General features: G+C 50.9%; 21 protein-coding genes. 18 read left to right on the top strand and 3 right to left on the bottom strand.

The annotated features are described in order from the left end of the window. From QO008_RS01480 to QO008_RS01470, 3 genes are read right to left on the bottom strand one after another with little or no spacing between them, the layout of a single operon-like run. The gene (locus QO008_RS01480) at positions 1 to 795 is read right to left on the bottom strand and encodes a threonine/serine exporter family protein (protein WP_307383680.1); all 795 of its coding nucleotides are present in this window, start codon (positions 793 to 795) and stop codon (positions 1 to 3) included. After that, positions 785 to 1,057, bottom strand: a complete 273-nt coding sequence (locus tag QO008_RS01475) for a GIY-YIG nuclease family protein (protein WP_164715218.1) — start codon at positions 1,055 to 1,057, stop codon at positions 785 to 787. The genes QO008_RS01480 and QO008_RS01475 overlap by 11 nt, the downstream gene beginning before the upstream one ends. After that, positions 1,048 to 1,647 carry a regulatory protein RecX gene (locus QO008_RS01470; protein WP_164715216.1) on the bottom strand — a complete coding sequence of 200 codons (600 nt, stop codon included), beginning with the start codon at positions 1,645 to 1,647 and terminating at the stop codon, positions 1,048 to 1,050. The genes QO008_RS01475 and QO008_RS01470 overlap by 10 nt, the downstream gene beginning before the upstream one ends. Positions 1,648 to 1,778: 131 nt before the next feature. Between QO008_RS01470 and QO008_RS01465 the strand changes: the two genes are divergently transcribed. From QO008_RS01465 to QO008_RS01380, 18 genes are all read left to right on the top strand, one after another. Then, positions 1,779 to 2,216, top strand: coding sequence for an FHA domain-containing protein (locus tag QO008_RS01465; RefSeq protein ID WP_307383678.1), 438 nt, complete (start codon positions 1,779 to 1,781; stop codon positions 2,214 to 2,216). A 4-nt stretch (positions 2,217 to 2,220) separates the two neighbouring features. Then, entirely contained in the window at positions 2,221 to 3,489 is a 1,269-nt protein-coding gene (locus QO008_RS01460) for an FtsW/RodA/SpoVE family cell cycle protein (RefSeq protein WP_126465440.1), read from the top strand. Next, complete coding sequence (locus QO008_RS01455) at positions 3,486 to 4,919, top strand: peptidoglycan D,D-transpeptidase FtsI family protein (RefSeq protein WP_307383674.1); 1,434 nt, start codon at positions 3,486 to 3,488, stop codon at positions 4,917 to 4,919. The genes QO008_RS01460 and QO008_RS01455 overlap by 4 nt, the downstream gene beginning before the upstream one ends. Next, positions 4,912 to 5,613 carry a 2-C-methyl-D-erythritol 4-phosphate cytidylyltransferase gene (ispD, locus tag QO008_RS01450; protein ID WP_126465438.1) on the top strand — a complete coding sequence of 234 codons (702 nt, stop codon included), beginning with the start codon at positions 4,912 to 4,914 and terminating at the stop codon, positions 5,611 to 5,613. The genes QO008_RS01455 and ispD overlap by 8 nt, the downstream gene beginning before the upstream one ends. Further along, positions 5,610 to 6,101 (top strand): 2-C-methyl-D-erythritol 2,4-cyclodiphosphate synthase, encoded by a 492-nt coding sequence (gene ispF / locus QO008_RS01445; protein WP_307383670.1) that lies wholly within the window; start codon positions 5,610 to 5,612, stop codon positions 6,099 to 6,101. The genes ispD and ispF overlap by 4 nt, the downstream gene beginning before the upstream one ends. Before the next feature lies 1 nt (position 6,102). Then, positions 6,103 to 6,960 carry a class II fructose-1,6-bisphosphate aldolase gene (locus QO008_RS01440; protein ID WP_126465436.1) on the top strand — a complete coding sequence of 286 codons (858 nt, stop codon included), beginning with the start codon at positions 6,103 to 6,105 and terminating at the stop codon, positions 6,958 to 6,960. Beyond that, positions 6,960 to 7,616: a fructose-6-phosphate aldolase gene (gene fsa, locus QO008_RS01435; protein WP_307383666.1), complete on the top strand. Its 657-nt coding sequence runs from the start codon at positions 6,960 to 6,962 to the stop codon at positions 7,614 to 7,616. Before QO008_RS01440 ends, fsa begins: the two co-directional genes overlap by 1 nt. Continuing rightward, positions 7,609 to 8,577, top strand: coding sequence for a class II fructose-bisphosphatase (gene glpX, locus QO008_RS01430; protein WP_126465435.1), 969 nt, complete (start codon positions 7,609 to 7,611; stop codon positions 8,575 to 8,577). Before fsa ends, glpX begins: the two co-directional genes overlap by 8 nt. 82 nt (positions 8,578 to 8,659) lie before the next feature. Continuing rightward, positions 8,660 to 8,857, top strand: a complete 198-nt coding sequence (gene rpmE / locus QO008_RS01425) for a 50S ribosomal protein L31 (RefSeq protein ID WP_307383662.1) — start codon at positions 8,660 to 8,662, stop codon at positions 8,855 to 8,857. Positions 8,858 to 8,902: 45 nt separating this feature from the next. Then, entirely contained in the window at positions 8,903 to 9,823 is a 921-nt protein-coding gene (locus tag QO008_RS01420; RefSeq protein WP_307383660.1) for a DUF1385 domain-containing protein, read from the top strand. Then, positions 9,814 to 10,647: a peptide chain release factor N(5)-glutamine methyltransferase gene (gene prmC / locus QO008_RS01415; protein WP_307383658.1), complete on the top strand. Its 834-nt coding sequence runs from the start codon at positions 9,814 to 9,816 to the stop codon at positions 10,645 to 10,647. The genes QO008_RS01420 and prmC overlap by 10 nt, the downstream gene beginning before the upstream one ends. Further along, complete coding sequence (gene prfA / locus QO008_RS01410; protein WP_307383656.1) at positions 10,640 to 11,716, top strand: peptide chain release factor 1; 1,077 nt, start codon at positions 10,640 to 10,642, stop codon at positions 11,714 to 11,716. Before prmC ends, prfA begins: the two co-directional genes overlap by 8 nt. Before the next feature lie 86 nt (positions 11,717 to 11,802). After that, a complete protein-coding gene (locus tag QO008_RS01405) occupies positions 11,803 to 12,348 on the top strand; it encodes a rubrerythrin family protein (protein WP_307383653.1) in 546 nt (181 codons plus the stop codon). A gap of 102 nt (positions 12,349 to 12,450) precedes the next feature. Beyond that, positions 12,451 to 13,827: a tRNA (N6-isopentenyl adenosine(37)-C2)-methylthiotransferase MiaB gene (miaB, locus tag QO008_RS01400; RefSeq protein WP_307383650.1), complete on the top strand. Its 1,377-nt coding sequence runs from the start codon at positions 12,451 to 12,453 to the stop codon at positions 13,825 to 13,827. Further along, positions 13,814 to 16,372 (top strand): DNA mismatch repair protein MutS, encoded by a 2,559-nt coding sequence (mutS, locus tag QO008_RS01395; RefSeq protein ID WP_307383647.1) that lies wholly within the window; start codon positions 13,814 to 13,816, stop codon positions 16,370 to 16,372. The genes miaB and mutS overlap by 14 nt, the downstream gene beginning before the upstream one ends. Continuing rightward, on the top strand, positions 16,365 to 18,212 hold the full coding sequence (gene mutL / locus QO008_RS01390) for a DNA mismatch repair endonuclease MutL (RefSeq protein ID WP_307383645.1): 1,848 nt from the start codon (positions 16,365 to 16,367) through the stop codon (positions 18,210 to 18,212). Before mutS ends, mutL begins: the two co-directional genes overlap by 8 nt. Beyond that, positions 18,212 to 19,150: a tRNA (adenosine(37)-N6)-dimethylallyltransferase MiaA gene (gene miaA, locus QO008_RS01385; RefSeq protein WP_307383643.1), complete on the top strand. Its 939-nt coding sequence runs from the start codon at positions 18,212 to 18,214 to the stop codon at positions 19,148 to 19,150. The genes mutL and miaA overlap by 1 nt, the downstream gene beginning before the upstream one ends. Next, on the top strand, positions 19,131 to 20,342 hold the full coding sequence (locus QO008_RS01380; protein WP_232006448.1) for a methionine gamma-lyase family protein: 1,212 nt from the start codon (positions 19,131 to 19,133) through the stop codon (positions 20,340 to 20,342). Before miaA ends, QO008_RS01380 begins: the two co-directional genes overlap by 20 nt. Positions 20,343 to 20,361 lie beyond the last annotated feature (19 nt).

Below are 20,361 nucleotides of genomic sequence, written 5' to 3'. Positions count from 1 at the left end.
TCAGCCTCCCAATACTTTTAAGAAACTCAAGACAAAGCCCACGCCCAGAGCGATGGCGAGGGCGACGAAGATGCCCTTCGTAATTCCGATAACGCCGGAGAGATAGTCGCCGCTGATGATATCGCGAAAGGAATTGGTGATCGTCATACCCGGCACCAAGGGCATAATAGAGCCGATAATAATCATATCCATATGGAGTTCGGCGAAACAAAAGGAACCGACAAGGGCGAGCAGTGAGATGATCAAGGTACCGAAGAAGGCTTCCGGAAAAAAGGTGAGATTCCGTTTCGACATTAGGTATAAGCAAAAACTCAATATCGCGCCGACAAAAAACGTATAGACGAGATCCGCCCAGTTTCCGCCGAAGAGCATGGCAAATGAGCCGCTGCACATGCCGGTAAAGAACATTTTTGTAAGGGGCGGGGCGACCGGTATGGACCAGATCGACAGGAGCTGCTCCCGCGCCTCCCGAAGGGAAATATCGCTCTCGACGAATTCTCTCGAGAAGGCATTCAGCGCCTGTATGCGTCCCAAATGCGTTCCATAGGAATCGATGTCCTTAAAAATCGTAATGGTCTCGTTGTCGTAATCGAGGGACAGAAATATGGCGGAACTTAAGGCGAAGACGTCGACGTCGCGGATATTGGCGCGGGATTCGCACATACGCATAATGGTATCTTCCGCCCGATAGATCTCCGCGCCGTTGCCGATTAGCATTTGCCCGGTGGTCAATGCGAGATTCATCAGTTCCTTCGCTTCCGCAGCGGATTGAATGCTCGGTCTGTTATTTTTCATTGGCGTCCTCCTTTCTTCGTATCAAATCCAATTTTTTTTGTCGGGTCAATTGCTTCAGGGCGTATTCCCGCTTCAACGCATCCGATCGGCTTTCTTGTTCTTCTATATATACCATATTTACGGGCAGTCGACCGCGGGTATATTTGGCGGCGATCCCCGCGTTGTGCTCCTTCAGGCGACGCGGGGGATCGGTGGTATAGCCTGTATACAGGCTTCCGTCGGCGCAGCGGAGTATATAGACGTAATGCGAAATTATGTCCATTCCGACATCCCCTTCCGAATCGCATCGTAGTGAAAGCCACGGTTCATAAAAAATCGAATGATCTTCGGCTTCTCTTTTTTCAAAGAACCACCTCGAACAAATCGTTTTTCCGTGAGGGCACGAATCTTTTCGATTTCTTCTTCGACGGAATACTCCGCTAGCGCCCGGTCGATGCAATCGTCCGGCACCTTTTTTTGTCGCAACAGATAGGCGATTTTAATCGGTCCGTAGCCGTTGATATTTTTTTTGTCGCGGCAATATAAGATCGCATATTCTCTGTCGTCGACGTATCCGTACGTCTCCAGATAGGAAATCGCGGCATCGATCGTCGTATCGGCAAATTCCCGCTCTGAAAGCAGTCTGCGAATCTCGCCTTCGGTCTTGCGGTTTCTGAGCTTGGATAGAGCAATATCGATCGCCTCTTGTCTCTTTGAATCCGCGTGGATTTCTCGAATCTCGTCTTGCGACAGATCTTTGCCTTTATAGAGATTATGACGCACGAAAACGGATTCTGTAATGCGTATTTCTTCCTCATTATCGCCGCGGAGGATGAAATCTTTCCCCGCCTTTTCAATTCGTAAAATAATCATAGACATCACGGATTTATTTTATCATAGATCGCGATTTTTGCGATCTCGATCCCCAAAGGGTGAGGCGCGGCTTTCATTGATAATGCGCCCTTTCTGTGATAATATTTACTTAAAATTGAATGGGGTGTCAGATGATTGCAATACTGTCGCAAATTTTAAAATATATATTTATATTTATCATCTATCTGTTTATCTTTACGATCATTCGGATGATCTATTTGGACATCCGATCTATGAAGGCGACAGATATTCAAAAAGATGAGGCGTATCTGAAAGTCGTCAACCGACTGGATTCGTTGAACTTCAAAATGCAGGAATACTATGTATTGCGCGGCACGACGAAATTGGGTCGAAGCAGCAAAAATGATATCGTGATCAAAGACAATTTCGTCTCTAAAAATCACTTGGTGATCGAAAAAGCAGACGGAAAGTATTATATCCGAGATCTCCACAGTGCCAACGGAACTTTCTTAAACGGGAATACGCTCTATGAAGAGGCAGAACTGAAAAACGGCGACCGCATCGGCGTCGGATTTATCCAATTCCTGTTTGTCGATCAAGGTAGGTGATCCCATGAGAGAAAAATTGCTCAGACGTCCGCGCGACCTCTTGCTGATCTTCGAAATTCTCGCCATCGTCTTGGTATTTTATACCTACGACGGCCAGCTGGATAGACAGTTTCTGTTTTTAGCCGGCGGCCTGATCTTCGTAATCTATATTTCAAACTTTATCTTGGGCAAGATCACGACGGGCGATAATTATATATTTTTAATCGTATCCCTTTTACTGACGATTGGTGTCACTACGATCTTTCGTATCGATCCGGAAACGGGTATCAAGCAACTCCAATGGGCTTTTATAGGGGTTTTGTTTTTTTATGCCACTTATTTTATCGTGCGCATCCTGCCCAATCTCGAGCGGTTCGGTTCCCTCGCCCTCGCCGTAAGTGTGGCGTTGTTTTTGGCGACGTTAATTTTCGGAAAAACCGTAGGCGGAGCGCGCAACTGGCTCAATCTAGGCTTTATCGTCTTTCAGCCGACGGAGTTTATTAAGATTCTATTGATGTTTATTCTGGGCGGGTTTTATGCAAACTACGAAAAGTATACGCGCTTTCCCTATGCCAGCTACATCATTTTGGCGGTCATTTATTTCTTCGTCCTGCTCCTGTTTATCCAGCGGGATTTGGGAACGGCCGTGCTCTTTATGGCGATGTATCTCGCCATCCAATTTATCTACGATCCGGATATTAAGGCTTTCTTTGTAAACCTCGGCCTACTCGCCGTCGGGAGCGTCGCCGGGTTCTTTCTCTTCGGTCACGTGCGCACCCGCGTGAATATTTGGCTGAATCCCTGGGAGGACGTATATAACGCAGGAAGGCAGGTCGTACAATCTCTCTTTGCCATCGCGGAAGGCGGATTTTTCGGCGCGGGCATCGGCTTCGGGCATCCGGAGCTGATCCCCGTATCCGTTTCGGACTTTATCTTTCCGGTCATCTGTGAAGAGATGGGTCTGTTTGCGGGATTCGCCGTCATCCTCTTGTATCTGCTCCTCGTCTACCGGGGCATAAAGATAGCACTGGAACAAGAATACAAGTTCTACCGCATGCTGGCGATCTCCGCTACGGTCTTGATTTCGGTACAGGCTTTTTTGAACATCGGCGGGGTCATAAAATTGATTCCCATGACGGGGATTACGCTGCCCTTTATGTCCTACGGCGGGAGCTCTATTCTTTCGAGCTTTATCGCCTTGGGAATCCTACAGGTCGCCTCTGAAGATCTGTCCTGGAAGTACGAAAAATCGACGGAGCCGGAAGAGGCGAAGAATATGGGAGAGATATCGTGAACAAATCCGAAAATCGAAAGATAATCATCCTCCTGGCGGGCCTGATGTTGCTTTTTTTGGGCGCGATTCTGTATTTGACGTATTTTTACTTCTTCGAAGCGGAAACCGTCAAGAAGCATCCGTCCAATCGGCGGAGTTATATCGCCGAAGCGCAGGTTAAGCGGGGCGATATTTACGATAGAAACGGCGAGTTGCTCGCCACCTCCAAGGGAGAGCCGGGCAAGTATTATCGGGAGTATACCTATCCGATTCTGTATTCGCATTTGATCGGCTACTCTCATACTTCTTTGGGAAAGAGCGGCTTAGAATCGAGCTATAACGATTATCTGCTGAACAGAAACGGAAACCGCACCTTAAAAGAACTTTCGGATATGATCCGAAACCGCAAACAGGACGGCAACTCTTTGATCCTAACGGTGGATACGCAGGTGCAATCCAAGGCGCGGGAAATCCTCGAGGAAAATACCGAAAAGGGCAGCATCGTGCTGATGAACCCGAAAACCGGAGAAATCTATGCGATGGTCTCGCTCCCGGACTACAATGCGGCAACCGTGGCGGAGGATTGGAATACGCTGCAACAAAACGAAGCGGGCGCGCTACTGAACCGATCGATCAACGGAAAATATCCGCCCGGATCCACCTTTAAGGTGATTACGGCATCGGCTCTGTTGGATCAGGATCGGGTGAATCTAAACTATGAGGATACGGGTTCCCAAGTCATCGACGGCAGAGAATTTAGAAATGCAGGCGGGGGACAATACGGCGCAATCGATCTCCGGGAAGCTTTGATGAAGTCGGTGAATACCTATTTCGTCAGTAAGGGATCACAGCTGGGACAAGAAGCCCTGGGCAATGCCTCGGATAAATTCCATTTCAATGCGAAAATTCCCTTCGACCTTCCCGTATCGGTCTCGGTCTTCGATTACCAAAAAAACCTCCCCAAGACCACTTTGGCGGCCTCCGCCATCGGGCAGGGGGATGTGTTGGCGACGCCTTTGAATATGGCGATGGTCGCCTCTGCCATCGGAAACGAAGGCAAAATGATGCGGCCCATCCTCGTCAAAGAAATCGACGACGCCAAGGGCACCAAGATCGAAGGGAGAGAGCCCGAGGTCCTGCGAGAATCCGTTTCGCCGGAAATCGCGGAGACCTTGAACAAGTACTTGATCTCTGCGGTACAGGACGGAACCGGAAAAAAGGCCTCCCTCCGTTCGGTACAGGTGGCCGGGAAGACGGGTACGGCAGAAAATGCCTCCGGCAAGGATCACGCCTGGTTTATCGGTTACGCGCCGGCAGAGGACCCGCAGCTTGCGGTCGCTGTCTTGGTAGAGCAGGCGAACAGCACCGGCGGGGCGGCGGCGGCACCGATCGCCGCCGACATCCTCTCCTATGGATTGCGACATATCGCAGCAGAGGGCCAAGATGAGTAAACAAGAAGTGTGTGCGATGATTGCCGCGGCGGGAATGGGCCGGCGCATGAATTACGAACTCAATAAGCAGTTTCTTCCCATCCGCGGCAAGCCCATGATCCGCCGAACGCTGGAAAAGTTCGACGTCATGGAGGAGATCGACAAAATCGTGCTCTTGATTCGCGAAGGGGAAGAGCCCATGATCGCATCGATCCTTCATGCGATGCAGCCGATTCACCCCATTCACATCGTGATCGGCGGAAAGGAAAGACAGGACAGCATTTGGCAGGGACTGCAGTTTCTTTCGGACTGGGACGGCATCGTCTTGACCCACGACGGCGCGCGGCCTTTTATCACACGTGCGGAGATCCTCGAGAGCATTCGCTGTGCGGAAGAATACGGCGCCTGTTGCCTGATGACGCCTATGAAGGATACGGTCAAGATCAGTAGCGACGGCAAATGGGCGCGGGTCACCCCCGATCGTTCCAAATTGTATGCCATTCAAACGCCCCAGGGATTTCAAAAGGACGTCCTGGTGCATGCCTATAGGCAGGCTTTCGACGAAGGATATTACGGCACGGACGATTGTTCCCTGGTCGAAAAGACGGGAAAGAGCGTTCGCTTGATCCCGGGCTCTTATAACAATATTAAAATCACGACGCCGGAAGACTTGATTCTGGCGGAGGCCATTTGCGAGGATAGGGATGAATTATGAAAATCGGAATCGGCTATGATGTTCATCGATTGACGACGGGGCGGGATTTTATTCTCGGCGGGGTTAAGATTCCCCACGAAGCCGGGCTCCTGGGACACTCGGATGCGGATGTACTCGTGCACGCCATCGAAGATGCGATCTTGGGGGCCCTCGCCCTGGGCGACATCGGGAAACTGTTTCCCGATACGGACCCGCAGTATAAGGACGCTTCGAGTATTCGAATGCTCGAAGAAGTGGTGGCGCTTATGCAAAAGAAGGGCTATACGCTGGGCAATGTCGATGCCACCATTATGGCACAGCGGCCCAAACTTTCGCCCTATATCGATGCGATGCGCGCCAATTTGGCCGCCGTGTTCTCAAAAAATATCGACGATATTTCCGTGAAGGCTACCACCACAGAGCAAATGGGGTATGAAGGTAGAGAAGAGGGCATAACCGCCATGGCGGTCGTGCTGCTAAAACCCGTTGAATCCAAGAAAGGACGATAAAATGTTAGTTACCGGAAAACAAATCTTACAACACGCGGACGAAAACGGCTATGCCGTCGGCGCATTCAATGTAAACAATATGGAGATCATTCAGGCGATTGCGGCAGCCGCCGACGAACTCCGCGCGCCGATTATTCTCCAGGCGTCCCAAGGTGCGATTAAGTATGCGGGCATCGAATATATTACCGCACTGGTAAAAACTACCGCAGAGAAGATCGACGTGCCGATTACGCTGCACCTGGATCACGGTACGGACTTTAACGAAATCATCCAATGTATTCGCAACGGCTTTACCTCCGTTATGATCGACGCCTCGAAATACGATCTGGAAGAAAACATTCGCCGCACCAAAGAAATCGTGCGCATCGCCCACTCGGTCGGCGTCTCTGTCGAAGCGGAACTCGGAAAAATCGGCGGCACCGAAGACCAAGTCGTCGTATCCGATGCGGAAGTCGCCTATACCGACCCGGAAGAAGCCCGCATTTTCGTAGAAGAAACGGGCGTCGACTCTCTGGCGGTGGCCGTCGGAACGGCGCACGGCGTCTACAAGGGCGAGCCGAAGGTAGACTTCGACCGCATCCGCGAAATCGACAGTGTGGTTTCCGTTCCCTTAGTACTCCACGGCTCCAGCGGCGTGCCTTATTCTACCTTGGAAAAGGCGATTTCTTTGGGAATCCGTAAGGTAAATATCGACACCGATATCCGCGCGAGCTTTGCCCGTGCCGTCGGCGATTTCATTCGCGAGAATCCCGACGAGATCGACCCCAGAAAGATTTTGAAACCGGCGAGAAGCGCCATGTCCGAAACCGTCAAAGAAAAGATCCGCGTATTTGGCAGCGACGGAAAGGCTTGGAAGTAATGGAATTTTTTATCGATACGGCCAATATCCAAGAGATCGAGGAAATTGAGCGATGGGGAATACTTTCCGGTGTCACGACCAATCCCAGCCTTATCGCCAAAGAGGGCGGCGTGGTATTTGAAGAGGTCATCGAAGAGATCGCCTCTCTCGTCGACGGGCCCATCAGCGCTGAAGTCCTCTCGGAATCCTGGGAAGGTATGGTTCAGGAAGGCAGAGAGCTCGCCGCCATTCACGAAAACATCGTCGTAAAGATCCCGTTTTGCGCCGAGGGTTTGAGTGCGATTTCGAAACTGGAAGAAGAGGGAATTCGCACCAACTGCACGCTGATCTTCTCCGCCAATCAGGCGATGCTCGCGGCGCGCGCCGGTGCGAGCTTTATCAGCCCCTTTTTGGGAAGACTCGACGACATCGGCCACGACGGAGTCGCCGTGGTAAAAGACATCGTCGACATCATCGACTTTTACGGTTTGGACGCCCGCGTCATTGCCGCGAGCATTCGTCACCCCATGCACGTTATCGGCGCCGCCAAGGCCGGGGCGCATATCGCGACGATCCCGCACAAGGTTTTCATGCAGATGCTGAAACATCCCTTGACGGATAAGGGGATCGCACAGTTTCAAAAGGATTTCGAAGGGACCAAGAGAATCAATGGATAGAGATTTAAGTTTAAATTTAGCAAGAGTCACAGAAGCAGCCGCACTAAGCGGTGCGAAGTATTTGGGCAAGGGCGACAAAAATGCCGCCGACGGTGCGGCCGTCGATGCCATGCGTCGCATGTTCGACACCGTTCACATTAACGGAACCGTGGTGATCGGAGAAGGGGAAATCGACGAAGCGCCCATGCTCTATATCGGCGAAGAGATCGGCACGCGCGGAGAAACCGACGATGCCGTAGACATCGCCGTCGATCCCATCGACGGAACCACGGCCATCGCCAATGGTATGAACAACGCCATCGCCGTCGTCGCCGTGGCGCCCAAGGGCTGCCTCTTGCACGCGCCGGATGTGTATATGAAAAAAATCGCCTGCGGCCCCAAGGCAAAGGGAAAGATTCGCCTGGAGGATTCCGTAGAAGATAACATTCGCCGCGTGGCAGAAGCCATCGGCAAGTCGCCGGAAGAGATGACGATCTCCGTACTCGACAGGGACCGTCATGAAGATTTGATTCGCGATATTCGCGCCACCGGTGCGCGCATCAAAAAGATCACCGACGGCGACATCGTAACGGCGATCTATACCTGTTTTGAAGAGAGCGGCATCGACATGATCATGGGAATCGGCGGCGCGCCGGAGGGCGTCATCGCCGCGGCTGCCTTAAAATGTCTCGGCGGCGACTTCCAAGGAAAGTTGATGCATTACGACGAGGCGCAAAAGAAGCGGTGCCAAGAGCTTCACTCCGACTTGGAAAAGATCTATACCATAGAGGATTTGGTGATCGGCGACGATGTGATCTTCGCCGCCACCGGGGTCTCCGAAGGGGATTTGCTAAAGGGTGTGCGCTTCAAAAAAGACAACAAGGCAACCACCCAATCCATGGTATTGCGCCTGCCCTCCAAGACCATTCGCTTTATCGACAGCATTCACGATCTGCGCCACAAGCCGGAATATGCCAAGTAGAATTGACTTCTCTGCGCATATATGGTAATATGTTCGAGTTAGTAATATGAACATTAAATCTTAAAGAAAGGAGTGTGGACAGATGAAAAATGGTATCCATCCCGAATATAAAGAAGCTACGGTCACCTGTGCTTGCGGCAATATTTTTAAAACGGGCTCTGTAAAAGAGGATTTAAAAGTGGAAATTTGTTCCGAATGTCATCCTTTCTTCACCGGGCGCCAAAAGTTTACCGATACCGGCGGACGTATCGACAAGTTCAACAAGAAATACAAGAGATAGCGAAATGGTCCGTAACAAGCGGACCATTTTTTATAAGGAGCTTCTATGAAAGAGTCTTTTAAGACTACTATCGGCGGACAGGCGCTGATCGAAGGGGTTATGATGAAGGGGCCTTCCAAAACGGCCTATGCGGTACGGGAGCCGAACGGCGAAATCGCCCTGCGCGTCGATGAAAACAACAGCGTCTTGGATCGCTATCGGTTTTTAAATCTGCCCGTTGTGCGCGGTGTGGTGAAGCTCGTCGAAGCCATGGCAACGGGCATCGATGCGATGATGTACGCCGCTTCCTTTTGGGAAGAAGAAGAGGAAGAGAGTTTTTTTGAGCGCCATTTACCGAAACACAGTAAGACACTGGAGAGTATTTTTACCGTCGGTGTATCGTTTTTGCTCGCCGTACTGTTTTTTATGATTCTCCCCAACCTTATGGCGACATTTTTTGAAAGCCGGATCGAAAGCGTGTTTCTTTTGAATCTGGTGGAAGGCATATTCCGCTTGTTCGTCTTTTTTTTGTATCTGGCATTGGTCTCTCGCCAGAAAGACATTGCGCGGGTCTTCGCTTATCACGGTGCGGAACACAAATCGATCGCCTGCTACGAGGCCGGCGCGCCGCTGGAAGTAGAAGAAGTCAAAAAGTATTCTCGCCTCCATCCCCGTTGCGGTACGAGCTTTCTCTTTATGGTGGTGCTTCTTTCTATATTCGTGCTTTCCTTTTTCGGTTGGCCGACTTTGCTCGGACGTATTTTCTCCAGAATTCTCGCATTCCCGCTGATCGCGGGGATCGGATACGAAGTCAATCGCCTGGTGGGAAAATATGACAATGCCCTGACGAAACTTCTTCGCTATCCCGGGCTCGCCATTCAAAAACACTTTACCGTGCGCGAACCCGATGAAGAGCAGATCGCCGTGGGAATCGCTTCTCTGAAAGCGGTTCTTCCGGAAGCGGGAGAGAGCGATTTATGGAATTGAGCTGCGCCCTGAAAGAAGCGCTCTGCGTCGTCGGAGATGCGCAAGAAGTGCGCCACCGCGTTTATGCGCTCTTTGACCGTGCCTTGGGGATCGGGAAAAAGGAAATTTTGCTCGAGCCCGAACGGGAACTTTCGGAAGAGGAAGTATTTCGTCTTCGAAAAGTTCTCTCGGCGTATGCGGCGGGCGTTCCCATCGATTATATTTTTCAGAGTGCGTATTTTTACGGTCGCGAATTTTATGTCGACGAAAACGTCCTGATTCCCCGATTCGATACGGAGCGGAGCGTGGAAGCGATTTTGGAAGTGGCGAAAGATAAAGACGCGATCTTAGAGATCGGAACCGGCTCCGGCTGCGTGGCGGTAACCCTCGCCAAATTGTTTCCGGGATCGGAGATAACGGCGACGGATATCTCGCATGAAGCGCTGCGCGTGGCGAAAATCAATCGAGAAAAGCACGATGCCACAAATCTACGGTTTTTACAGAGCGATCTCTTCGACCGAATTGAGGGGCGCTATGCGCTGATCTATTCGAATCCGCCGTATATCTCCGCCGAAGATATGAAGGCGCTGGATGCGGGCGTATACGACTATGAGCCCCACGGCGCGCTTTATGGAGGCGTAGACGGGCTCGATTTTCATCAAAAGATCGCCATGGAGGCGCCGGCGTATTTGTACGCCGGGGGATATTTGGTATTCGAAATCGGCTATGATCAATACGATGCCGTCAGCGGGTTGATGTCCGCGGCGGGCTTCGAAGATATTTACGGCAAAAAAGATTATGGCGGACATGACCGCGTAATCGTCGGGAGGAAAAAAGATGTTTGAGAATTTATCGGTATATGAGGATCGGTATCGCGAATTGACCGAAATGATGATGGACCCGGAAGTGCAAGGGAACAGTAAGCTTTTGCAAAAGACCGCCATTGAACATGCGGATATCGAGCCGATCGTAAATAAATATAGAGAATACAAGACCGTCGACGAAGAGCTTGCGGAAAACAAAGGGCTCTTTGAAGAAAAGATCGACGAAGATATGCGAGAGCTCGTCAAAGAAGAAGTAAAAGAGGGGGAAGAAAAGCTCTTGCGACTTGAAGAAGAGTTGAAACTCCTTCTGATCCCCAAGGACGAAAACGACGACAAAAACGTAATCGTCGAAATACGCGGCGGCGCCGGCGGCGACGAAGCCGCTCTTTTTGCCGGGGTTCTCTTGCGTCAGTATATTCACTATGCCGATGCCAAACATTGGAAGAGCGAACTCCTTTCTTCCAATGAGATCGGCATCGGCGGCTATAAGGAAGCGATCTTATTGATTCAGGGGAAAGGCGCTTTTTCCCGCTTAAAATATGAATCCGGCGTACACCGCGTGCAACGTGTGCCCGAGACCGAATCCTCCGGGCGGATTCATACCTCTACGGCGACCGTCGTGGTCATGCCGGAGATCGACGATGTGGAAGTGGACATCGACATGAACGACGTACGCGTCGACGTATTCCGCTCTTCGGGAAACGGCGGCCAATCGGTAAACACCACCGACTCCGCCGTGCGCATGACGCACATTCCTACGGGCATCGTGGTCAGCTGTCAAGATGAAAAGAGCCAGCTGAAAAATAAAGACAAAGCGCTCAAAATTTTGAAGGCGAAACTCTACGATATGGAACTGCAACGGCAAACCGATGCGGTCAGTAAGGAAAAGAAATCGCAGATCGGTTCCGGCGATCGGTCGGAACGCATTCGCACCTACAACTATCCCCAAGGACGGGTAACGGACCACCGCATCAACTATACCAGCCACCGCATCGAAGAGATCAACAACGGAGATCTGGACGATGTAATCGACGCATTGACGGCGGCGGATCAGGCGGCGAAGATCGAAGGGGTACAGGAACGCCTGTAAGACAATTTTTATAATCTTGATGTAAATTCGCTTATGGTTTATAATTTAAGTGTACCTAAACAACACGGATTATAAGGAGGATATGTATGCACGCAATGACTCAAGATAATTTAAGAAGTGCTTTCGGCGGCGAAAGTCAAGCACATATGCGCTATGGCATTTGGGCGAAAACCGCAAAAAAAGAAGGATTCCCCAATGTAGAAAGATTGTTCCTCTGCACGAGTGATGCGGAAACCATCCACGCTACCTTGCACTTCAAAGCACTCAGAGACGTACATGGCGACTTCCCCGTAATCAGTATGGCAGGCTTCGGAATCGGCAACACTTCCGAAAACCTCCAAAAGGGCATCGACGGAGAAACCTTCGAATTTACCGAAATGTATCCCGCTTATATCGAAGTGGCAAAGATGCAAGGAGAAACCGAAGCCATCGAAGCGATGGAATATGCCGTTGCAGCGGAAAAGATCCACGCAGAACGCTACGAAGAAGCGAAAAAAGCCGTTGACGCAGGAAACGACCTCGACGCCGAGTCCATTCTGCTCTGTCCGGTATGCGGTTACATTACCTTCGATGCCGACGAAGAAGATTGCCCCATCTGCCATACCAAGGCAAAGGCGTTTGTGGCATACTAAGAATAGAATTTGCAAAAGACATCTTCGGATGTCTTTTTTATTGCCGAGAGCGTAGAGATCTCTGTGCTATAATAGGCAGTATCAATATATAAAGGAGTAAGTATGACCGATCAACTGCATGAAATGATCCTACGCGTTCGCGAAACCCATGGCGGCGAAACCTATATGGTGACGACCCACGGCTGCCAAATGAACGAACACGATTCCGAAAAAATCATCACCCTTTTGGAAGAGATGGGCTACAAAAAAGCCGATCGCGAAGAAGATGCCGATCTGTCCGTAATCAATACCTGCTCGGTGCGCCATAGCGCAGAGGACAAAGTAATCGGACATATCGGAAAACTAAAGCATATTAAAAAGAAGAATAAGAAGCTGAAGGTCGCCGTCTGCGGTTGCATGATGCAGCGAAAGGAATCCCGCGATGCGCTGCTCGAAACCTTCGACCACGTGGACATGGTATTCGGAACCAACAATATCTACCGCCTGCCGCAGTTGATTCTGGAAAACGACCATAAAGACGCCACCGTCGTCGAAATCGAAGACAACTACACGAACTTCGACAATCGCATTTATGCCGGCAGCGCCTCCAATTCCGCGTATGTGAATATTATATTCGGCTGCAATAACTTCTGTACCTATTGCATTGTGCCTTATACGCGCGGCAGAGAGATCAGCCGGACGCCGGAAGACATTTTGGAAGAGATCCGCGCATTGGTCGCCGACGGCGTAAACGAAGTCACGCTTTTGGGACAAAATGTGAATTCCTACGGAAAAAATCTCCCCGAAAAGACGAGTTTTTCCGCCCTATTGCGTGCGGTCTCAGAAATCGAGGGGATCGAGCGGATCCATTTTACCACTTCGCATCCCAAGGATATGTCCGACGAATTGATCGAATGTTTTCGCGATCTGCCGAAGCTCGCGAACTATCTGCATCTTCCGGTACAGGCGGGATCGAATCGCGTATTGCGCGCGATGAATCGCCACTATACGCGAGAAGATTATTTCACATTGGTCGACAAGATCCGCTCGGTGCGGCCGGATATCGCCCTTTCTACCGATATTATGGTCGGTTTTCCCGGGGAGACGGAAGAGGACTTTGCCGATACGCTGGACCTCGTCGAGCGGGTGGGCTTCGACAATGCCTTTACCTTTTTGTATTCTCGGCGCGAAGGCACGAAGGCCGATAGGATGGAAGAGCAAGTGCCCAAATCGGTAAAAGACGAGCGCTTTCAGCGTCTGCTCAATACCGTATATACGATTCAGCGCAAAAAATATCTCGACTTAGTGGGGAGCACACAAGATGTTCTCTTTGCTTCCCGCAGCAAAAACGACGACAGCAAGATGAGCGGCAGAACCTCCGGCTTTAAACTGGTCCACGTGCCCTACGACGAGAAATATATCGGAAAGATCGTACCGGTTCGCATCACCGGCGGCAACACCTTCTCTTTGGAGGGAGAGATTCTAGATGAAGCAAAGTGATTTGGACAGATTGACGCCTGCCATGCGTCATTATGTCGATACGAAAAATGAAAATCCCGAGGCCTTTCTATTTTATCGTCTGGGCGATTTTTACGAGCTCTTTTTTCAAGATGCGATCGTCGTATCATCACTATTGGACCTGACGCTGACCAAAAAAAGCGGCGGACTCGACGAAAAAATTCCCATGTGCGGCGTCCCCTATAAGGTGGCGGACCAATACATCAAGCGATTGGTAAAGCGCGGCTACACCGTGAGCATTTGCGACCAGGTGGAAGATCCGAAAGAGGCAAAGGGACTCGTAAAGCGAGAAGTGACGCGAATCGTCTCCCCCGGGACTTTTGTAGGAGAAGGCGATGTCGGCGCGCGCCATCTGAGCGTGATCTGCAAAAAGGGCGCGTTTCTGCAAATGATCCACTGTGACTATGCTTCTGGCGAATGTGTGTCTGAATCCGGCGTGGTGTGGGACAGCCGCGACGTGGACAGTTTCTTGGAAAAGCAGATCGCCGTCTATCGTCCGGTGGAGATTTTGACCGACGATGCCATGGATCACAATCGGTCGCTCGCGGATATGGCGAAACGCTACGACGTAGATCTCTTGCGGCCGTGGCATGTAAAGAATCCGCAGATTGCAGAAGACTATCCCCAGCTATTAAAGTCATGTTCCCAAAGCGACGGCGCATTGATCTTGCTCTTAGACTTTTTGGAACGGACGCAACTGCATCGGCAAGATCACCTCTACTGCCGAAAAGAGACAAAAAAGCGTAGCATTATGGATCTGTCGGAGACGACAATCCGCAATCTGGAGTTGGTAGAGAATAGTTTTAATGCCACAAAAGAGTATTCCCTCTACGACGTATTGGACTTTACGGCAACAAAAATGGGAAGCCGCAGCCTAAAAGACCAAATTCTTCATCCCATTATGGACACGCAGGCATTGGAGGAACGATACGACCGCATTACCGCCTTACACGAAAATCGCATCCTATTCGACGATATCGTCCGCAGCTTGAAGACGATTTACGACATCGATCGCTTGTCCCTTTCGATTTCCAAGGGAAGCATTACGCCGAAGCAAATCATTCATCTAGCAGACAGTTTGCGGGGGGCGAAGGCCATCAAAGCGGCGATCACTGACTCCGGCATTGAGAGTTTGATACAGAGTTTTTCGCCCGAAGACGAATTGCTCGCGCGGGGAGAGGCATGGAAAGCGGTCTTTACCGACGATCCGCCGGTCGCTTATCGCGAACAGAGATACATTCGAGAGGGTTTCGATGCCGAACTCGATCGACTCTATGGGCTATCGGAAGGCGGAAAGAATTGGATATTGGAGCTGGAATCTCTCGAGCGGGAAAAGACGGACATCAAAAATCTGCGGATCAAATACAATAAAATATTAGGTTATTTTTTCGAAGTTTCAAAATCCAATATCGAACGCGTGCCGGATTATTTTGTCCGAAAGCAGACCTTGGTGGGCTCCGAGCGATTTTTTACAGAAGCGCTCAAAGAAAAGGAAGAAGAAATTCTACACGCCAAAGAATCGGCTTTGGATCGCCAATACGAGATTTTAGAAAGAATACGGGAAGAAATCACAAGTCGGCTGCAAGATATCCAATCGCTCTCTGCGTCTTTGGCGGCTTTGGATGCCGTCTGTTCCCTTGCGTCGGCGGCCGATCGCTATGATTATATTCGTCCTATACTCAATAGAAACGGTGTTATCGACATCGAAGGCGGCAGGCACCCGGTGGTGGAGGTACATGCAGAAGAGGAATATATTCCCAATGATACCTTGTTAGACGGCGAGCGTTTTAGACTGCAGATCATCACCGGTCCGAATATGGCGGGAAAGTCGACCTATATGCGACAAGTGGCATTGATTCAGATTTTGGCGCAGATCGGCTCCTATGTCCCCGCGGATGCGGCGAATTTGCCCATCGTGGATCAGATTTTTACGAGGATCGGCGCATCGGACAATTTGACCCGCGGGCAGTCCACATTTATGGTGGAAATGACCGAAGTGGCGGAAATCCTTCGTCTCGCGACCGCTCGATCGCTAATTCTCTTCGACGAGGTAGGGCGGGGTACGAGTACCTATGACGGCCTGAGCATTGCTTGGTCGATTGCGGAATATATCGCGAATGTCGTACGCGCAAAGACACTTTTTGCCACCCATTATTTTGAGTTGACGGAATTGGCGGAGCGCCACGACGGCATTGTAAACGTCACCGTCGCCACGGAAGAGAGAGACGGCGAAATTCACTTTCTCCGCAAAATCGTACGCGGCGAGAGCAATTATTCATTCGGCATCGACGTGGCCAAACTCGCCGGCGTCAAAGAAGAAGTGATTAAGCGAGCGCGAATCGTACTCGAGCATTTGGAAGTACGAGAAGGGGCGGGGAAGATCGAAAACCTCGCAGATTCTAAAGTCGAGGCGCCGGCGCCTTCTCCGCTCGAAGAAAAGTTGTGTGCCCTGGATATAAATGAGACAAGCCCGATCGAGGCCTTGTTGTTATTACGGGAACTGCAGGAGGAGGCAAGACGTGCGTGAAATCTTACCCTTAAGCGATAGGACCATTTCCCAGATCGCGGCGGGAGAAATCATCGAAAACCCCGCCTCTGTCGTCAAGGAATTGATAGAAAACGCCATCGATGCGAATGCGCGTAAAATTAGCATTCGTTTGGGAAAGGATGTAATCGACGAGATCCGCATTTCCGACGACGGCGACGGCATCGCCGCCGATCAAATCGACAAAGCCTTTTTACGACATTCCACTTCCAAACTGCGCACCATCGGCGATCTGGATGTGATTCGCAGCCTCGGCTTTCGCGGGGAAGCCTTATCGAGCATCGCCAATGTCAGCCATATGGAATGCATCACCAAAACCGATGCGGACGAATTCGCCCATCGATATACCATCGAAGGGGGAAAGGTTATCGATACAAAGCCCATCGGCGCACCGGACGGCACCACGATGGTCGTACGGGATTTGTTTTACAACACGCCGGTGCGGAAGAAGTTTTTAAACAGCCCGTCGAAAGAATCGAGAAGCATTCTCGAGACCGTCGAGACTTTGGCATTGGGACACGAAGAGATCGCCTTTCATCTACAGTGGGACCGAAAGACGCTCTTGCATTCCCATCCCTCAAAAAACACGATCAACCACATTTATTCGATCTTGGGAAGGGATATCGCAAAGAATCTGATTCCCGTAGAATTCGAAACGGAATCCTATCGCATTGCGGGCTTTATCGGCAACAATTTGCTGCACCGAGCGTCGGGAGATCGGGAATTTCTATTCGTCAACGGAAGAGCCGTAAAAAGCGGCGTTATATCGACCGCCATCCGCAGGGAATTCCGCTCGGTAATTCCCCTCCATCGTTATCCGGTATACATTCTGTATATCGACATCGATCCGGTCCTGATCGACGTGAACATCCATCCGCAAAAGCAGACCATACGCCTTTCCAATGAAAATCAATTGGTGACGATCTTAGAGCGTTTGGTTCGCAAATATCTGCACGGATCCCAGGAGATCCCCGGCGTCGAATCCATCGCCGATCCCAAAAAAAAACAGAAAGAAGTCGTTCCCGAAAAGACGATCTTCGAAATCAGCGAAGCTACGCGGAGAGAACAAGAGCCCGACGCACCGGCCATGGCAAAAGAAGCGGCGCTCTCCTATTCGCCCGCATCGCCGCAGAAGGCAGAGGGTGAAGACCAACCTTCGAATTCGAGACTGACTGCCACTGTAGAGAACGCAGAAGCGAGAGATATAAGACGAGAGGAATCTGTGGATCCTCGCCGCATCGAACCGGCTTTCTATGAATTTCTCTGCATCGCTTTTATGACCTATATTCTCTTTGAAGACAGGCGGACACGGCAGATTTTGATCGTCGATCAACACGCCGCCCACGAGCGGATTCTATATGAAGAATATCGCGACAAGATCGAAAATGCGGCGGTGGCGACGCAGATGCTGATCGAGCCCATGCGCTTTCACCTCTCCCGAGAAGAGATGGAAGCGGTAAAGGCACATAGGGAAGAGTATCGGATTTTGGGCTTTGTGCCGGAAATCTTCGGCGAACAGGATATTTTGATACGCGAAGTGCCGCAGCATATTTTGATCCGGGATTTCCGCAGCTTTTTTCTCGATACCGTCGCCTCTTTGGAAGAGGGGATCGACGTAAAAGAGAGAAATATCTATAAAATTATGCGCATGGCATGTAGATCTGCCGTGAAAGGCGGAGATATGCTCTCGCGTCGGGAAGCGGAAGAACTGCTTTTGCGCTTAAGTCGCGCCGAGAGCCCCTATACTTGTCCGCATGGACGTCCGACGATGATTCATCTCAAAGAGCGGGCGCTGGAAAAGTTGTTTCTACGGGAGGTATAATGCAACCCCTTTTATTGATCACCGGGCCGACCGGCTCGGGAAAGACCGATATTTCTGTGGAAGTCGCGCGCAGGTTTGATACCGAAATCATTTCTGCAGATTCCGTACAAGTGTATAGGGGATTCGACATCGGATCGGGCAAGATTACCGAGGCGGAAAAGCGGGGAATTCGCCACCACTTGATCGATACGAAGAATCCTAAGGAGCCGTATTCCGCGGCGATCTTTCACAAAGAAGCGCAGTCGATTATCGATGCGCTGTCCGATGCGGGAAAGCTGCCGATCGTCGCCGGCGGTACGGCGCTCTATATACACGGGTTGCTCTACCAACTGGATTTTAACGACAAGCCCGATCCCGCCGTACGAAATGCCGTTCGTTCCCTCTACGAAAAACGGGGTCTTTATTTTATGGCACATCTCTTGCGCGAAAAAGATCCCGAAACGGCCGCCAAGACCGATCTCAACAATCCGCGTCGTGTGCTGCGCGCACTGGAGCAGATCAAAAGCGGCGGAAAGAAAACAGAAAATTTGCGCAAAAAGCGCGTCGATATGGATCCGCTTTATATCGTGCTCGATTGGGAGCGAGAGGAACTTTACGACCGGATCAACAGACGTGTGCTCGGCATGGTCCGAGCGGGGCTGTTTGAAGAAGTGCGGGCGCTCTATGCCCGTTATAAGGACGAGGTAAAGCCCATGGGCGCCATCGGCTACAAAGAAATCGTCGCCTACTACAAAGGAGAATGGGATCGAGAAACCGCGATCCAAAAAGTGCAGCAACATTCCAGAAACTTAGCGAAGAGGCAATGCACCTGGTTTCGTCGAGAAACCGATGCGATCTTTATTCCCATGTCCGATCTGGGAGAAAAAGAAGCGATAGAGAAGATTATACAACTGGTAAAGGAAAAATATGGAAGTCAATATGGATATTACACAAATTGAAGACAGTTTACAGGGAACCTTTCGTCAATTAGACGCCGTGGCGCTCGCCAATCAAGAAAAGGTATTGAATGCGCTCAACGCCGTTCGATTGGCGTCGACGGATTTTCATTGGACCACCGGATACGGCTACGGCGATTACGGAAGAGAAAAGGTAGAGACGGTATATAAAGAAATCTTTCATAGCGAAGATGCCCTGGTGCGCCCCAATATCGTCTCGGGCACCCATGCCATCGCACTCGTACTGAAGGCATTGACCGAACGCGGGTCGGTCATCGCGTCCGTGACGGGAAGTCCTTACGACACATTGCATAAAGTATTGGGTACCTCCGGCGACGCGCCGGGCAATCTGCGGGAAAAGGGCGTGGCATACCGAGAGCTTCCCCTCAAGGAGGCGCAGATCGATTTCGACGCCATTCCCGATTTCTTGACGGCCGAAGAGACCTTGCCGGACCTCGTGATCATGCAGCGTTCTACGGGTTACTCCGACCGCCGGGCATTTACGGTAGAGGAGCTGGGCCGTGCGGTGCAGGCGATCCGTACGGTGTATGACGGCACGATATTTCTCGACAACTGCTACGGAGAATTTACGGAATACAAAGAGCCCACCGAAGTGGGCGTAGATATTATGGCGGGTTCTTTGATTAAAAATCCCGGCGGCGGACTCGCCCTTTCCGGCGGCTATATCGTCGGTCCTTCCGATCTCGTAGAGCGGGTGGCGGGGGAGCTGACGGCACCGGGCATCGGGAAAGAATGCGGGCTGACATTCGGCCAGACCCGCAACACTTTAATGGGTCTATTTCTCGCACCCCACCGCGTCAGCCAATGTATCAAAGGCGCCATATTGTTCGCAAAGACCTTTGAAACCTTGGGCTACGATTGTATTCCCGCTTCTGACGATCCGCGTAGCGACATCGTACAGTCCATTGCCCTAAAGACGCCGGAAAACTTGGTGCGCTTTTGTCGCGCCATACAACAGGCATCTCCCGTAGATTCCCACGTAACGCCGTATCCTTGGGATATGCCCGGCTACGAGGATCAGGTGATTATGGCGGCGGGGGGATTTATAGAAGGCTCCAGCATCGAACTCTCGGCCGACGGACCCATGCGAGCGCCGTATCGCGTCTATTTTCAAGGCGGCCTTACCTACGAACATATTAAAATCGCATTGCAGCGCGTCTTAAAAAATCTGTAAAAAAATACCTGCCGGGACA

Source organism: Aedoeadaptatus ivorii, from assembly GCF_030815095.1.
In the GTDB taxonomy this organism is placed as follows: Bacteria; Bacillota; Clostridia; order Tissierellales; family Peptoniphilaceae; genus Aedoeadaptatus; species Aedoeadaptatus ivorii.
Note: the sequence above shows the minus strand (reverse complement) of the source record. Positions and strands in the feature narration are given on the sequence as shown.

Coding starts and splice junctions, on each gene's coding strand:
- QO008_RS01480 (WP_307383680.1), bottom strand. CDS start 795: ATGAAAAATAACAGACCGAGCATTCAATCCGCTGCGGAAGCGAAGGAA.
- QO008_RS01475 (WP_164715218.1), bottom strand. CDS start 1,057: ATGGACATAATTTCGCATTACGTCTATATACTCCGCTGCGCCGACGGA.
- QO008_RS01470 (WP_164715216.1), bottom strand. CDS start 1,647: ATGATTATTTTACGAATTGAAAAGGCGGGGAAAGATTTCATCCTCCGC.
- QO008_RS01465 (WP_307383678.1), top strand. CDS start 1,779: ATGATTGCAATACTGTCGCAAATTTTAAAATATATATTTATATTTATC.
- QO008_RS01460 (WP_126465440.1), top strand. CDS start 2,221: ATGAGAGAAAAATTGCTCAGACGTCCGCGCGACCTCTTGCTGATCTTC.
- ispD (WP_126465438.1), top strand. CDS start 4,912: ATGAGTAAACAAGAAGTGTGTGCGATGATTGCCGCGGCGGGAATGGGC.
- ispF (WP_307383670.1), top strand. CDS start 5,610: ATGAAAATCGGAATCGGCTATGATGTTCATCGATTGACGACGGGGCGG.
- QO008_RS01440 (WP_126465436.1), top strand. CDS start 6,103: ATGTTAGTTACCGGAAAACAAATCTTACAACACGCGGACGAAAACGGC.
- fsa (WP_307383666.1), top strand. CDS start 6,960: ATGGAATTTTTTATCGATACGGCCAATATCCAAGAGATCGAGGAAATT.
- glpX (WP_126465435.1), top strand. CDS start 7,609: ATGGATAGAGATTTAAGTTTAAATTTAGCAAGAGTCACAGAAGCAGCC.
- rpmE (WP_307383662.1), top strand. CDS start 8,660: ATGAAAAATGGTATCCATCCCGAATATAAAGAAGCTACGGTCACCTGT.
- QO008_RS01420 (WP_307383660.1), top strand. CDS start 8,903: ATGAAAGAGTCTTTTAAGACTACTATCGGCGGACAGGCGCTGATCGAA.
- prmC (WP_307383658.1), top strand. CDS start 9,814: ATGGAATTGAGCTGCGCCCTGAAAGAAGCGCTCTGCGTCGTCGGAGAT.
- prfA (WP_307383656.1), top strand. CDS start 10,640: ATGTTTGAGAATTTATCGGTATATGAGGATCGGTATCGCGAATTGACC.
- QO008_RS01405 (WP_307383653.1), top strand. CDS start 11,803: ATGCACGCAATGACTCAAGATAATTTAAGAAGTGCTTTCGGCGGCGAA.
- miaB (WP_307383650.1), top strand. CDS start 12,451: ATGACCGATCAACTGCATGAAATGATCCTACGCGTTCGCGAAACCCAT.
- mutS (WP_307383647.1), top strand. CDS start 13,814: ATGAAGCAAAGTGATTTGGACAGATTGACGCCTGCCATGCGTCATTAT.
- miaA (WP_307383643.1), top strand. CDS start 18,212: ATGCAACCCCTTTTATTGATCACCGGGCCGACCGGCTCGGGAAAGACC.
- QO008_RS01380 (WP_232006448.1), top strand. CDS start 19,131: ATGGATATTACACAAATTGAAGACAGTTTACAGGGAACCTTTCGTCAA.